Below are 13,890 nucleotides of genomic sequence, written 5' to 3'. Positions count from 1 at the left end.
TCCTTGGTGTCCTTGGTGTCCTTGGTGTCCTTGCGGCTTCCGTTCTCGCTCATTCGGTGGCCTCCGAGGCGGCGCGGGCGGCGGCGGGCAGGGCGGCGGCGATGCGCTCGACGGCCTGCGTGTCGTGGGCGGTGGAGACGAACCAGGACTCGAAGGCCGACGGCGGGAGGTAGACGCCCTGCGACAGCAGCGAGTGGAAGAAGGCAGTGAAGCGGAAAGCTTCCTGCTGCTTCGCGTCCTCGTAGTTCCGCACCGGCCGGTCGGTGAAGAAGACGGAGAACATGTTGCTCGCCGCCTGCACCGTGTGCGCCACGCCCTCCTTGGCCAGCGCCTCGCTGACCAGGCCCCGGATCTCCGCGGAGACCGCGTCCACCTTGGCGTACGCCGCGTCGTCGAGCAGTCGCAGCTGGGCGAGACCGGCGGCGGTGGCGATGGGGTTCCCGGAGAGGGTGCCCGCCTGGTAGACGGGGCCGGCCGGGGCGAGGTGCGCCATCACGTCCGCGCGCCCGCCGAACGCCGCGGCCGGGAAGCCGCCGCCCATGACCTTGCCGAAGGTCATCAGGTCGGGCCGCACCCCGTCGACGCCGAACCAGCCGGCCTTCGACGTACGGAAACCGGTCATGACCTCGTCGGAGATGTAGAGCGCGCCGTTGGTCGCGCAGAGCTCCTTGAGCCCGGCGTTGAAGCCGTCCAGCGGCGGTACGACGCCCATGTTGCCCGGCGACGCCTCGGTGATCACACAGGCGATCTCGCCGGGGTGCGCGGCGAACGCCTCGCGGACGGCGTCCAGGTCGTTGTACGGCAGCACGATCGTGTCGCCGGCCTGCGCTCCGGTGACCCCCGGGGTGTCCGGGAGGCCGAAGGTCGCGACCCCGGAACCGGCGGCGGCGAGCAGCGCGTCGACGTGGCCGTGGTAGCAGCCGGCGAACTTCACCACCTTGGCCCGGCCGGTGAATCCGCGGGCCAGGCGGATCGCGGACATGGTCGCCTCGGTGCCGGACGACACCAGTCGCACCTGCTCCACGGGCTCGATCCGGGCCACGATCTCCTCGGCGAGCGCGACCTCGCCCTCACCGGGCGTACCGAACGAGGTGCCGCGGGCGACGGCCTCCTGGACTGCGGCGATGACCTCCGGGTGGGAGTGGCCGAGGATCATCGGCCCCCACGAGCACACGAGGTCGACGTACTCACGGCCGTCGGCGTCGGTGAGGTACGGACCGCTGCCGGACACCATGAAGCGGGGCGTACCGCCCACGGCCCGGAAGGCACGTACGGGAGAGTTCACGCCGCCGGGCGTCACGAGGGACGCGCGGTCGAAAAGCGTCTGCGAAACTGGGGCGTCATAGGGAAAGCTCACACAAGCCATGGTGTCAGAGCCACGGACGGTCTTGCGGACAGGTGTTTCACCGCACGCCCGTGGGGGAGGTCACTGACACGATGATCGGGTTGCGCGGCGGGGGCTGTGTCTCCTAAGTAGTAGTCGGGTGGATGAGATATGCATCGCGGTGGCGGAGTGGGCGAAGGGACCGACGACCTGGGGCCCGAGCCTGCCCGGCGGGGTCGGCACCGGCGTGAGGCGGAGCGCGAGCAAGGCATACGGGCCGGTGGGGCGCAGGGTGGCGGAGCCGGAAGCAGGAGTGGTGGCCGGGTGGGGGTGACCTACAAGTACTTCGGTGCCCCCGACGGGGCCACCGCGGCACGCGTGCCCATTTCGATGCGCCCCGAGGAGCTCGGCGGTGACGAGCTGGGCATGGGCGGCATGTTCACCAAGATCAAGCCCGAGACGGTGGCGGCGATGGTTCTCACCGGAATACAGGGCATACCACTGCACAAGGTCCCGCCGCTCGAACTGGTGGTGCTGCACCCCGACTACGCGGTGGTCAAGCTTCCGATGACGGTCGTCGACCCGCTGCGCGGCGTCGGCGAGGAGTCGGTGGGCGCCGCCGCGTTCATCTGGTCCACGGTCCCGGACCGAGGCGGCCCGCGCGACGCGTTCAACGTCTACCAACTCCTGCACGAGTGGCAGGACTTCTCGCACCGGCTGCATGACGCGGGGCATCAGGCGTACTGCCTGGTGTGGCCCTGATCCTGCCGAGGAGGGCCGGGGGCGCGTGGCCGTCGTGACCTCGGCCCAGGACCTCACCGGGACGGCGCTCGCGGCGACCGGCGGGCGGGGCGTGGGTCTGCTGCTCGACCGCGCCGACGGACAGGGCGAGGGTCCGGCGCTCGACCACGCCGGCGGACAGGGCATCGATCTGCTGCTCGACCACACGGGCGGACAGGGCGCGGGTCTGGCGCTTGACCAAACGGCCAGGCAAGGCGCGGGTCTGGCGCTCGGCCACACGGCCAGGCAAGGCGCGGGTCTGGCGCTCGGCCACACGGCCAGGCAAGGCGCGGGTCTGGCGCTCGGCCACACGGCCGGACAGGGCGTCGATCTGCTGCTCGACCACACGGCCGGACAAAGCACGGATCTGGCGCTCGACCACCCCGACGAACAGGGCGTCGATCTGCTGCTCGACCACACGGCCGGACAAAGCACGGATCTGGCGCTCGACCACGCCGACGGACAGGGCGTGGGTCCGGCGCTCGACCGCGCCGGCGGGCGGACCTTCGCCGACTGCCTTTCCCGTCACTCGGGACTCGGGTCGACGGGCAGCCGGTGAACATCGTCCGGCTCGACGGGGCGCGGGCCCCGATCGGCCCGGACGCCCTGTGCTACCGGCACCTGCGGATCCACGGGGTGTCGTTCGGCCTCGGTCGCCCGGGAGAGCCGGGGCAGGTGATCGCCGGGGGTGTCGTTCGGCCTCGGCCGCCCGGGAGAGCCAGGGCAGGTGATCGCCGGTCTCGCCACCGAGGTCGTACCGGCGGTGGCGGCGGGCCGGGTCCGCCCCGTCGTCGACGGCGTCCAGACGTTCGGCAGGGCCGCGGAAGCGTCGCCCGGCTGCGCGGCCACCAGACGCATGGCGAGATCGTTCTCGGTGCCCCGATGCCGCGCACCGATGCCGTGACGTGCTCGGAAACAGCGGCGCGCGGCTGCGACCTGGCGTCCTCGCCCGCCTCGCAGCCGCGCGTACGGCGCAGAAGGTCAGGCAGCCACGGAGGCGGCCGAGTGCACCTTGCCGAGCACCTCGGTGAGCGCGGTGACGACCTCGGCGTCGTCGGCCGGGTGGGTGTCGGCGAAGCGCGTCACGGAGCCGGGGATGGACAGCTTGACGTCCTCCAGGACCACGGCGCCCGCGATGCCGACGGACTTGCGGGCGTCGTCCTGCGCCCAGACGCCGCCGTACTGGCCGAAGGCGGTGCCGACCACGGCGACCGGCTTGCCGGAGATGGCGCCGGCGCCGTACGGACGGGACAGCCAGTCGATGGCGTTCTTCAGGACGGCCGGCATGGTGCCGTTGTACTCGGGCGAGAAGAGCAGGAACGCGTCGGCCTGCCCCGCCACCTCACGCAGCCGGGCGGCGGCGGCCGGGACGCTTCCCTCGACGTCGATGTCCTCGTTGTAGAAGGGCACCTCGGCCAGGCCCTCGAACAGCTCGATCTCGACGCCCGCGGGGGCGTGCTTGGCGGCGGCTTCGGCGAGCTGACGGTTGTGCGAACCGGCGCGGAGGCTACCGACGAGCGCGAGGATGCGTACAGACATGAAGAACTCCCGGGGAGGCGGAGAGGCAGGAACAACAAGCACACCGAGCGGACGCATCGGTTGCGCCGAGCAGATCGAATCAAGCGGACCGTGGTCCGTTTAAAGTTGTACCACCTAAACGGACCGCGGTCCACTTCTTCTTTCCGGGCGTTACGCTGGGACCATGACCGGCCCCGTTACCCCTCCGACGCCGAGGCTGCCCGAACCGCTGCCCGAACCAGGGGAAGCACGGACGAATCTCCCGCTCGCCCCGATCGACGAACCCCCGCAGCTACGGGCCGACGCGGCACGCAACCGCACGCTCCTGCTCGACGCGGCTTCCCGGCTGCTGGCCGGATGCGGGGCGGCGGACCTGACCATGGAGTCGGTGGCCGCCGCGGCGGGGGTGGGCAAGGGAACCGTCTTCCGGCGCTTCGGCGACCGCGCCGGACTGCTGCTCGCGCTCCTGGACCACCGGGAGAAGCAGCTCCAGGCCGCCTTCCTCTCCGGCCCGCCTCCGCTGGGCCCGGACGCCCCCGCGGCCAAACGGCTGCACGCCTTCGGGCCCGCCGTGCTGCGCCACGAACGCGATCACCACCCGCTGATCCTGGCCAGCCGGACCGATCCGCTGCGCAACTACGCCGTCCCCGCGCTCCGGCTGCGCCTCAACCACCTCGCGATGCTGCTGCGGCAGGCGAAGGTGCCCGGCGATCCGGAGCTGCTCGCCCACACCCTGCTCGCCTCCATCGACACCGCCCTCGTCCACCACCTCACCACCGAGCGCGGCATGCCCCTGGAGCACCTGGAGGAGGCCTGGCACCACCTGGTCACCCGCCTCGGGGCAACCGCCTGAGACCCCTCAGTCCGCCGATGGCACGACGGCCACCGGCGCGGGGCAGTGGTGCAGGACCGCATGGGCGACGTGCCCGATGCGCGGCTGTCCGGGCCTGCGCGGGGTCGCCCGGCGGCCGACGACCACGAGTCCGGCCCCGGCCCCGGCCTCCGACAGCAGCCGGGCGGGCCGCCCGATCCCGGGCTCCTCAGCCACCTCTACGGCCGGGTACCGTTCCCGCCACGGCGCCAGCACGGCCCGCATCGATTCGGCGGCCCGGTCGATCGCCTCGGCCCGCCGGCCCTCGTCGTCACCGATGCCGTGCCCGAAGTAGGGCGGCGGATTCCAGCCGTTGATCACCCGCAACGGCGCCGACCGGACGGCGGCGGCCGCGAAACCGAAGCGGATCGTCTCGTCACCGGGGCTGCTCAGGTCGATGCCGAGCACCACGGCACCGTCACCCGCCTCCGACGCCCCACCGTCACCACCACCGCCCGCTTCCCCGCCCTCGCCGTCGTCGCCACCGCCCGCTTCCCCGCCCTCGCCGTCGTCGCCCTCGCCGTCGTCGCCCGCGTCCTCCTCCTCATCGGCGCGGACGAGGACGACCGGCCGCTCGGTGTGCGCGATGGTTGCCATCGCCACGGACCCCAGCAGGAATCCGGCGAGCGGGCCGAGCCCGGTGCTCCCGAGGGCCAGCAGCTCGCTCTGCTTCGCGGCCTCGCGCAGCACCTCGGGCGGCGAACCGGTGAGCCGGTCGGCGGTGACGTCCAGGCCGGGGTAGCGGCGCCGCAGCTCCTCGGCGGTCTCCTCCGGCACCCGTACGGACCACTGCTCGGGCATTTCGCTGCCGGCCAGGGGCGCGTACGAGAACGGCTGCCACTCCCACGCGCTCACCAGCCGCAGCGGCAGACCCCTCAGCGCCGCCTCACGGGCGCCCCAGTCCGCCGCGGCCATGCTCGCGGGCGTCCCGTTCAGGCCTACGGTCACGGGGACGGTCATGATCCACCTCCGGTGAGCGAAGTTCCGCCGTCGCCCTCCCCTGCTTCCCTTCCACGATCCCCCACCCGGCGGGATCCCGGAAACCCGGACCGCCTCCCGTACCGTCGCGGCGGCACTTGATACATGCTGGAGAGACATCGACAGTTCCCGATCCTCGGGGGTCAGATGTCCGCCCAGACACTCACCGACACGGTGGTCGCCGACCTCGTGGCCGACGCCACCGCCGCACCGTCCATGCACAACGCACAGCCCTGGCTCTTCCGCTACACACGCGGCGACCGCACCCTCGCCCTCCGCGCCGATTTCGAGCGTGCGATGCCGGCGGCCGACCCCACCACCCGCGCCCTGCACGTGGGCTGCGGCGCGGCCCTGCTGAACCTGCGGGTGTCCGCCGCCCACCACGGCCTGGCCGCGGCCACCACTTCGCTGCCCGACCCGTCCGATCCGGCGTTCCTGGCCGCCGTACGCCTCGACCCCGGCCGCGACGCCCCGAACGACCGGGCCGACGAGGCACTCCGTGCCCTCCACCCGGCGATCGCGGACCGGCACACCAGCCGCTACCCGTTCGACGAGCAGCCGATCCCCGACGAGGTCCGCGCACGCCTCGTGAGCGCGGCCCGCACCGAGGGCGCGGACCTCGCGTTCCTGGTCCCGCCGCACCTGGAGACCGTGCTCGACCTGATCCGGGACGCCGAGGGGTACGGCCACGGCGACCCGGCGCGCGAGGCCGAGCAGGAGCACTGGACCCGGTTCACGAAGACCGACGCGCCGGTCGACGGAATCCCCGACTACGCCTTCGGCCCGCGCGACGCCTCCGAGCGGGCGACCAACCGCGATTTCACCGGCGCCGGCGCCCCGGCGGGCCGGGCCCGCGTCCTGTTCGAGCGACGGCCGCAGCTGGCCCTGCTGAGCACCGCGGACGACCGCCCGGCGGACTGGCTCCGCGCAGGTCAGGCGCTGGAGCGCGTCCTGCTCACCGCCACGCTGGACTCGGTGTCCACCTCGTTCGCGACCCAGCCCGTCGAATGGCCGGACCTGCGCTGGGTCCTTCGCGACCCCGTCCACGGCACGGGGAACCCCCAGATGATCATCCGCATGGGATACGGGCCCACCGGCCCGCGGACGCCGCGCCGCCGCCTGGACCGGGTGCTGACGATCGATCCGTAGAGAAGAGAAAGCGGATGCTGACGATCGATCCGTAGAGAGAGGCGGTGGGAGCGATGGGGCTTCCGGTGGTCGTCGGAGTGGACGGCTCGGAGGGCAGCCTGCGGGCCCTGGACTGGGCCGCGGCCGAGGCGTCACGCTCCCGGCTCACCCTGCGCGTCGTGCACGCGTCGCTGTGGGAGCACTACGAGGGCCTGCGGCCCACCATGGACGCCGGGGTACCCGGCGAACAACTCCTCGCCGAGCATCTGGTCGCCTCGGCCCGCGACCGGGTGCGCGATCTCAGGCCCGAGGTGAGCGTGGTGGCCGACGTGCAGCCCGAGGACCCGGTGGCCGCCCTCGTACGGGAGAGCCACGAGGCGTCACTCGTCGTCCTGGGCTCCCGCGGCCGGGGCCGGATCGCCGGGATGCTCCTGGGGTCCGTGGGGCTGGCACTGGCCGGCCGGTCGCACTGCCCGGTCGTGGTGATTCCGGCGAGGCATCCGGGTACACCGCCGAAACCCGGCCACATCGTCGTCGGGATCAGCGATGCCGCCGGTCCGTCGGCCGCCGCCGTCTTCGCCCTGGCCCGGGCCGCTTCGCGACACGGCGAGCTCACCGCCGTACGCGCCTGGCGCCGCCCCGCGCACGCGCTCCTGACCCATCCGCCCCTCCCGGGCACCTCCGCTTCCACCCACCGCCGACAGGCCGAGGAACACCTCGAAGAGGTCCTGAAGGCCCTGGAAACCCTGGAGGCCCGGAAGGAACAGCAGACACACCAGCCACAAGAGACGCAGGGACCACAGGGAACTCCCGGCCAGGCCGGTTCCGGAACCGTCGTCATCCACCGCTCCGTGGCACAGGGCCCGGCCCACCAGGTACTGATCGAAGCCGCCGAGAACGCGGAGCTCCTGGTCGTCGGCGCCCGGCGCAGCAGCGGCTGGCACGGGCTCCAACTGGGCCCGGTCGACCACGCGGTGCTGCACTACTCGCCCTGCCCGGTCGCCATCGTCCCGGACACGTACCAGGGCTGAGGCCGCCGACCGGGCGCCCACCGACCGGCCTTACGGTTCTCCCCGTACCGATGCACTCACGTACGAGTCGACGCACTCACGCACGAGGGGGAGGGCCCGCCCCATGGCCGACGCCGCCGCACGCCTTGTCACCACGCTCGCCGCACCGCTGGACCACGCACGGAGAACGGCGGACGCCCCGCAGCTCCTGCACTGGCCGGACGCACGGCCCGAGTCCGGCGACGGACCGTCGGCGGGCACCCGGCGCCTGCTCGTCCAGCGCGGCGACACCGAACTGATCGCCGTCGACCCCGGCGCCCCGGACGCGGTACCGGTCCGCTTCCCCGCCCCCTGGCCCCGCAGCTTCGGGACCTGCACGGTGTCGCCGGGCGGCGACCTCGCGGTCTTCGCCGGGGTGCACGCGGTGCGCGCGGTGGATCCGACGGGGGCGGTGCGCTGGGAGGTGGCGCACGGCTGCTGGGAGGGCAGCTGCCACACCCTCCACACCACGTACGAGGAGTACGCGGCCGACCGCCGGCATCTGTACGCGGACAGCGGCTCGGCCGTGTTCTCCGCGGACGGAACGCTCGTCTGGGCCCATATCCGCGGCCCCGTCGCCGCCTCGGGCCCCGATCCGGAGGCGCTGGACGAGTGGCTGGTCATCGACGCCGCCGACGGACGGGTGCTCGGCCGGGCGGAGACCGCGACGGTGGCGGCGGGCTCCGACCACGTCCCCCATCCCGACCCCGCCCGGATGGGGCTCTGCGTCGGCGAGGGCCAGGACGGGGTGCCGCTGCGGTGGGGCCGGTGGGACGGCTCGAAGCTCTCCGTCGAGCAGTTCTGCAACGACGAACGGATCCTGACGGGGGTGAGCCCCTCGGGAGACCGCTTCCTGACGGTGACTCACTACGAGGAGACGCTCGGCGTGCACCGGATCGAGGACGGCTCCGTACTCTCCGAACTCGGCACCGAGCACACCGTCCCCCGCCACCCCGGGGCCGATCCCGACGACCGGGACGCCGACGAGACGCTCTGGGACTACGAGTGCGGCTTCCTCGACGAGGAGACCGTCATCGCCGGTACGTCGGAGCGGGACGGGGAGTACGGCGAGCAGCGCCACTGGCTGGTGACCACGGCCGGGGCGCGGATGCGGCTGACGGCGCAGGTCACGTACCCGTTCCCGATATCCGGCGCGCCCACGGCGCTCGGCGACGGCACCTGGTACACGGTGTCGGAGACGGGCGACGCACTGCATGTGTGGAGCCGGTAGACCCCCTCGCACACCCGCGGCCCCGTCCCCGCCCGCTTCCGGCCGCTCCTCCCGCTCATTGGCCGAAGAGAGATCTTCAGCCGGCCCGGCGGACCTGCCGATGCAGAGGAGACCTGCCTTGGTCCCGTGTGCGCGAGGAGGTCTGCCGTGGGCGACGCCCTGCTGGCCCTGTCCATCCCGGTGCTGGTCTTCGCCTGCGGCATCTACGCGGCGTGCGAGCGCTGGTGGCGGCGACGGCGTCCGGCGCCCCCATGTCCGCGCCTGCCGGCCCACCGGGCGGCCCGGCAGGCCGAGAGCGCGATACTGATGGACGCCGAGGGCGTCGTCGACACCGCGTTCACCAGGCTGGACGGCCTCTACGAGGCACCGGGGGCCGAAGCGCCGGACCCCCGTCCTCCGGCCGCCGATGTCAGGCGTCGGGCGGCCGCCAGCCGGGATCCCGGCCGGTCAGCGCCAGCGCCTCGTCGAAGGGGCCAGCCCCGTCCGGTACGGGGTGCGGCTCGCCGAACACCTTCGCCTCCCGGGCCATCGGAGCCATCGCGGCCAGCGCGGGACCGATCTCGTCCAGTACGGACTCGTCCGGGGTGAACTCCTGGCCGGTGGCCCGCGCCAGGTCCCAGGCGTGGACGGTCAGATCGCCCAGCACCATGTGCCCGACGGTCCTGGCCGGAAGCCCCATGGCCCCCGTGGTCCCCTCGTCCGCGCCGGGCACGGCCCAGGCCGCCACCAGCCCGGCCGCCTCCTCGCCGAACCGGGCCCGCCAGTCCCCGGTGACGATGTCCGGCGTCGCTCCGAAGTCGGCCTCCTTCCTGGCCGCCAAGGCCTGGAAGTTGACGACCACTTGGAAGAGATGGCCGATCAGGGCCCGTACGTCGTACTCCGCGCACGGAGTGGGGGCGTCGAGGCTGTCGTCGTCGATCCCGTCCAGCACGGCCACGGCCGGCCCGACGGCCGTGGCCAGCAACTCACTGATCTTCGTCATCCTCCGACGATGCACGGCCGGGCGGCCGGGCGCTTGAAGAAACGCGACACCGTCCGCGCCCGGACGGTCCGCGGATCGTAGGATCGCCGCCATGGCCGGTCCTCGACGCGACACCCGGGGCATCGTCGACGCCCCCGAACTCTTCGCCCAGGTGCGCTTCCGCCGCCGTGAACCCGCCGCCGGGCTGCGGCCGTACGTGGAGCACTACTGGCTCATCGACTGGGACCTGTCGCAGCCCTACGCCTCCCATGTGGTGCCGCACCCGTCCGTGAACCTGGTCTTCCAGCGGTTCGAGGGCGAGGACGATTTCGTGGAGGTCTCGGGCATCGGGCTGGAGCTCTTCACGCAGAAGCTGGAGGGCCGGGGCCGGGTCTGCGGGGTGCAGTTCCGGCCCGGCGGATTCCGGCCGTTCGCACCGGACCGGCCGGTCTCGGAGTGGACGGGGCGTCGGCTCCCCGCCGACGAGGTGTTCACCCCGTCCGCCCCGCCGTCGGACGTCCTCGGCCCGGCGGACGAGGACGCGCGGGTGGCGGCGCTCGACCGGTACCTGCTGGCGCTCGGACCGGCGGCGGACCCGCAGGCCGAACGCGCGATGGCGCTGGCCGACCTGGTGCGCACGGACCGCACGGTGCGCCGGGTCGGCCGACTCGCCCGCGCCGAAGGGCTGTCGCCGCGCTCGCTCCAGCGGCTCTTCGCCTCGTACGTCGGTGTCGGCCCCAAGTGGGTCATCCTCCGCTACCGCATCCACGAGGCCCTGGAGCGGGCCGAGTCGGACCCGCAGGTGGACTGGGCGGCACTCGCGGCGGAGCTCGGCTACAGCGACCAGGCCCATCTGATCAGGGACTTCACCACCACGGTCGGTGTGCCCCCGACGGCGTTCGCCCCGCACTGACCGCTCGTTGTCAGTGCCGCGTCCTACAGTTCCGGCATGGAACGCACCGCGTCATCTTCCGTACGGATCGAGGCCTGGTCGGATGCCGACCTGGAGCTGCTCCGCCGTGCCAACGCACCGGAGCTGATGGACCACCTGGGCGGCCCCGAGACGGAGGAGCAGCTCATAGCCCGGCACGGGCGCTACGTGGAGCTGAGCGCGGACCGCACGGGCCGGGGCAGGATGTTCCGCGTCGCACTGGCGGACGGGGCCGACGCGGTGGGCACGATCGGCTTCTGGGAGCGGACCTGGCAGGGCCAGGAGGTGTACGAGACGGGGTGGGCCGTCCTCCCCGAGTACCAGGGCCTGGGCATCGCGACGGCCGCGACGACGGCAGTCGCCGAGCAGGCCCGCGCCGAGCGCAAGCACCGCTTCCTGCACGCCTACCCGTCCGTGGAGAACGGCGCGTCGAACGCGGTGTGCCGCAAGGCGGGCTTCACCCTGGTCGGCGAGTGCGACTTCGAGTACCCGCCCGGTCACGCACTGCTGACGAACGACTGGCGGCTCGACCTCGGCCACTTCGCTTCGTAGCCGTTCGAAAACGTTTGACGGTCCGGCGCCGCTGCTGGATATTTATCTGCGTCGCGCAGCTTATTCGTATCGCAGCTTACTGGTACCGCAGTTTCGGTACCGCAGTTTCGGTACCGCAGCTTTGGTACCGCAGTTTTGGTACCGCAGCTTTTTTGTACTGCCGTCATATGCGTACCGCAGCCACATTCGCCGCACGCCCGCAGAGGGGATTCCTCCGCCATGCACACTCTCGTCACCGGATGCCGGGGCCGTATCGGTTCCACGCTCGTCTCGCTGCTGCACCGCGACGGCCACGCCGTCCGCGCTGCCTCGCGCACGCCCGAGAGCCTTGCCGCCACGGCCGAAGCGCTGCCCGCCGGGGTGCCCGTCGTGGCCTGCGATCTCAGCGATCCGGCCACCTTCGGGACCGCTCTCGACGGCATCGACGCCGTCTTCCTCTACGCCGATCCCTCCGGCATCGATGCCTTCCTCGCCGCCGCCGAGACCGCCGGGGTGGGCCACATCGTGCTGCTCTCCTCAAGTTCTGTGCTGGCCCCGGACGCCCAGGACAACCCGATCGCCGCCTCCCACCACGCGGTGGAGCAGGCCCTGATCGCCTCACCCCTCACCACGACGCTGCTCCGCCCGGGGACCTTCGCGAGCAACGCGTACCAGTGGGCGCAGTCGGTACGGGCCAACGGCTCCGTCGACCTCCCCCACCCCGGCAGCCATGCCAGCCCCATCGATCCGACGGACATCGCCGAGGCCGCCCTGGCCGTGCTCACCGAGCCCCGGCTGCAAGGCGCGGCGTACCACCTGACCGGCCCCGAATCGATCACCGCAACCGAGCAGGTCGGCCTGCTGGCGGCGGCGTCCGGACGCCCCATCGCCATCAACACCGTGACCGGAGCCGCCTGGAAGGAGTCCGTGTCGGCCTTCCTGCCCGGCCCGGTCGCCGACGGGCTGCTCGCGTACATGGCCGCTCTGGACGGCGTCCCGGACGAGGTGACGGGCGAGATCGAGAAGCTGACCGGCCACCCGGCCCGCACCTTCGCCGCCTGGGCCGCGGAGAACGCCGCGGCTTTCCGCCCCTGAGCAGCGAAACCCCCTGGCTGGCACACCCCGGCCGATGACATCCTGGCGGGGTGAACGGACCGGAGATCCACCTCGAAGTCGCCCCCGAGCTGCGGCTCTTCGTCGCACATGAGCGCCGCCGGGGGCGCACGGCCGTGACCACGGACGGCTCGTCCACTCTCGGCCATGTCGTGGAGTCGCTCGGCATCCCGCTCACCGAGGCCGGAGAGATCCTGGTCGACGGCCGGCCCGTGCCGGTCTCGCACATCCCGGGGGCCGGGGAGCTGGTCGAGGTACGCGCCGTGGCACGCCCGCAGCAGGTCCCGGGCGCGCCCCTGCGGTTCCTGCTCGACGTCCACCTCGGCACCCTGGCCCGACGGCTGCGGCTGCTGGGTGTCGACGCGGCGTACGAGAGCGAGGACATCGGCGATCCCGCGCTGGCCGCCCGGTCGGCACAGGAGCGGCGCGTACTGCTCTCACGGGACCGCGGGCTGCTGCACCGGCGGGAGATCTGGGCCGGGGCGTACGTCTACAGCGACCGTCCGGAGGACCAACTCCGCGACGTGCTGGAGCGGTTCGCCCCGCACCTCGCCCCATGGACCAGGTGCACCGCCTGCAACGGCCCGCTGAAGGCGGCCGACAAGGACACGGTCAGCGGGCAGCTGGAGCACGGCACCCGGCGCTCGTACGACGTCTTCGCGCAGTGCACGGAGTGCGACCGCGTCTACTGGCGGGGCGCCCACCACTCCCATCTGGAAGCGATCGTCACGAAGGCCCTCCGGGAATTCGCACCCACGTCGGCGGACGGCGCATAGCCCCGGCACCGCACCCGCCGCACCCGCCGCACCCGCTGCACCCGCTGCACCCGCTGCACCCGCTGCACCCGCTGCACCCGCTGCACCCGCTGCACCCGCTGCACCCGCTGCACCCGCTGCACCCGCCGGCAACGCCATACGCCATCGCTCGCCGTCACGCGCCGTCGGCGGTCTCCCGCAGCGACTCGACCTGTAGCGCGCTCAGCTCGACCGTCCGCCTCATGTGGGCGATGAGCAGGGCCACTTCATCGTCGTCGTACGCCTCGAACATCGCCGCCCACGCCCCGTTCAGCCGCTCCCAGACCGCGCCGATCTCCGCCATGCGCTCCGGCACGGTCGTGACGAGCACCCGTCGCCGGTCGACGGTGTCCCGCTCGCGTGTCACGTATCCGCCCCGCTCCAGCCGGTCGACCAGCCGGGTCGCCGACCCCGTGGTCAACCCGGTCAGCTCCGCGATGCGGCCCGTGGTGACCGGCGCCGCCTCCAGAGTGAGCAGGTTGAGGCACTGGAGATCGGTCGGGTGGAGCCGCAGATGGTCGGCGACGGCCTGGTTGAAGAGCGCGTAGGCGGCCATGTAGCGGCGTGACTCGACGGTCAGCTCGGCCATCAGCGCACTGCGGCCGAGCCGGGACTTCTGCGGCATGCAGAGAGTGTACGGAGCGGACGACGGCCTCGGCCCGGCCAGGTCGGGCCAGGTCA

At 72.7% G+C, this 13,890-nt stretch carries 16 protein-coding genes; 11 read left to right on the top strand and 5 right to left on the bottom strand.

The annotated features are described in order from the left end of the window. Nucleotides 1–49: 49 nt before the first annotated feature. Nucleotides 50–1,366 carry a glutamate-1-semialdehyde 2,1-aminomutase gene (hemL, locus tag ACFVH0_RS23640; RefSeq protein WP_385823021.1) on the bottom strand — a complete coding sequence of 439 codons (1,317 nt, stop codon included), beginning with the start codon at nt 1,364–1,366 and terminating at the stop codon, nt 50–52. 129 nt (nt 1,367–1,495) lie between these two features. Between hemL and ACFVH0_RS23635 the strand changes: the two genes are divergently transcribed. The 3 genes from ACFVH0_RS23635 (at nt 1,496) to ACFVH0_RS23625 (ending at nt 3,008) form a co-directional block, all read left to right on the top strand. Beyond that, complete coding sequence (locus ACFVH0_RS23635) at nt 1,496–2,086, top strand: hypothetical protein (RefSeq protein ID WP_124722689.1); 591 nt, start codon at nt 1,496–1,498, stop codon at nt 2,084–2,086. A gap of 25 nt (nt 2,087–2,111) precedes the next feature. Continuing rightward, the gene (locus ACFVH0_RS23630) at nt 2,112–2,663 is read left to right on the top strand and encodes a hypothetical protein (RefSeq protein ID WP_385823019.1); all 552 of its coding nucleotides are present in this window, start codon (nt 2,112–2,114) and stop codon (nt 2,661–2,663) included. A 129-nt stretch (nt 2,664–2,792) separates the two neighbouring features. Then, nucleotides 2,793–3,008, top strand: a complete 216-nt coding sequence (locus tag ACFVH0_RS23625; protein ID WP_385823017.1) for a hypothetical protein — start codon at nt 2,793–2,795, stop codon at nt 3,006–3,008. 77 nt (nt 3,009–3,085) lie between these two features. Here ACFVH0_RS23625 and ACFVH0_RS23620 read toward each other — a convergent pair whose 3' ends face one another. Further along, nucleotides 3,086–3,643, bottom strand: coding sequence for an NAD(P)H-dependent oxidoreductase (locus ACFVH0_RS23620; RefSeq protein ID WP_385823015.1), 558 nt, complete (start codon nt 3,641–3,643; stop codon nt 3,086–3,088). A 163-nt stretch (nt 3,644–3,806) separates the two neighbouring features. On the opposite strand from ACFVH0_RS23620, the gene ACFVH0_RS23615 reads away from it, so the two are divergent. After that, a complete protein-coding gene (locus ACFVH0_RS23615; protein ID WP_385823013.1) occupies nt 3,807–4,475 on the top strand; it encodes a TetR/AcrR family transcriptional regulator in 669 nt (222 codons plus the stop codon). A gap of 6 nt (nt 4,476–4,481) precedes the next feature. Here the strand turns inward: ACFVH0_RS23615 and ACFVH0_RS23610 are convergent, their stop codons facing one another. Next, a complete protein-coding gene (locus ACFVH0_RS23610; RefSeq protein ID WP_385823011.1) occupies nt 4,482–5,453 on the bottom strand; it encodes a universal stress protein in 972 nt (323 codons plus the stop codon). A 165-nt stretch (nt 5,454–5,618) separates the two neighbouring features. Here ACFVH0_RS23610 and ACFVH0_RS23605 point away from each other — a divergent pair, with 165 nt between their 5' ends. The 3 genes from ACFVH0_RS23605 (at nt 5,619) to ACFVH0_RS23595 (ending at nt 8,879) form a co-directional block, all read left to right on the top strand. Continuing rightward, nucleotides 5,619–6,620 carry an Acg family FMN-binding oxidoreductase gene (locus ACFVH0_RS23605; RefSeq protein WP_385823009.1) on the top strand — a complete coding sequence of 334 codons (1,002 nt, stop codon included), beginning with the start codon at nt 5,619–5,621 and terminating at the stop codon, nt 6,618–6,620. 53 nt (nt 6,621–6,673) lie between these two features. Then, on the top strand, nt 6,674–7,630 hold the full coding sequence (locus ACFVH0_RS23600; protein ID WP_385823007.1) for a universal stress protein: 957 nt from the start codon (nt 6,674–6,676) through the stop codon (nt 7,628–7,630). A 103-nt stretch (nt 7,631–7,733) separates the two neighbouring features. After that, on the top strand, nt 7,734–8,879 hold the full coding sequence (locus ACFVH0_RS23595; protein WP_385823005.1) for a hypothetical protein: 1,146 nt from the start codon (nt 7,734–7,736) through the stop codon (nt 8,877–8,879). A 409-nt stretch (nt 8,880–9,288) separates the two neighbouring features. Here the strand turns inward: ACFVH0_RS23595 and ACFVH0_RS23590 are convergent, their stop codons facing one another. Further along, entirely contained in the window at nt 9,289–9,861 is a 573-nt protein-coding gene (locus ACFVH0_RS23590) for a TIGR03086 family metal-binding protein (RefSeq protein ID WP_385823002.1), read from the bottom strand. 91 nt (nt 9,862–9,952) lie between these two features. Between ACFVH0_RS23590 and ACFVH0_RS23585 the strand changes: the two genes are divergently transcribed. The 4 genes from ACFVH0_RS23585 (at nt 9,953) to ACFVH0_RS23570 (ending at nt 13,191) form a co-directional block, all read left to right on the top strand. Continuing rightward, the gene (locus ACFVH0_RS23585; RefSeq protein WP_385823000.1) at nt 9,953–10,753 is read left to right on the top strand and encodes a DUF6597 domain-containing transcriptional factor; all 801 of its coding nucleotides are present in this window, start codon (nt 9,953–9,955) and stop codon (nt 10,751–10,753) included. Nucleotides 10,754–10,789: 36 nt separating this feature from the next. Further along, nucleotides 10,790–11,323, top strand: coding sequence for a GNAT family N-acetyltransferase (locus ACFVH0_RS23580; protein ID WP_385822998.1), 534 nt, complete (start codon nt 10,790–10,792; stop codon nt 11,321–11,323). A gap of 219 nt (nt 11,324–11,542) precedes the next feature. Next, nucleotides 11,543–12,397 (top strand): NAD(P)H-binding protein, encoded by an 855-nt coding sequence (locus tag ACFVH0_RS23575; RefSeq protein ID WP_385822996.1) that lies wholly within the window; start codon nt 11,543–11,545, stop codon nt 12,395–12,397. Nucleotides 12,398–12,447: 50 nt separating this feature from the next. Continuing rightward, the gene (locus ACFVH0_RS23570) at nt 12,448–13,191 is read left to right on the top strand and encodes a Mut7-C RNAse domain-containing protein (protein ID WP_385822994.1); all 744 of its coding nucleotides are present in this window, start codon (nt 12,448–12,450) and stop codon (nt 13,189–13,191) included. A gap of 154 nt (nt 13,192–13,345) precedes the next feature. Here ACFVH0_RS23570 and ACFVH0_RS23565 read toward each other — a convergent pair whose 3' ends face one another. Beyond that, nucleotides 13,346–13,834 carry a MarR family winged helix-turn-helix transcriptional regulator gene (locus tag ACFVH0_RS23565; protein WP_385822992.1) on the bottom strand — a complete coding sequence of 163 codons (489 nt, stop codon included), beginning with the start codon at nt 13,832–13,834 and terminating at the stop codon, nt 13,346–13,348. Between the last annotated feature and the right edge of the window lie 56 nt (nt 13,835–13,890).

This window comes from Streptomyces sp. NPDC127117 (assembly GCF_042677325.1).
In the GTDB taxonomy this organism is placed as follows: Bacteria; Actinomycetota; Actinomycetes; order Streptomycetales; family Streptomycetaceae; genus Streptomyces.
Note: the sequence above shows the minus strand (reverse complement) of the source record. Positions and strands in the feature narration are given on the sequence as shown.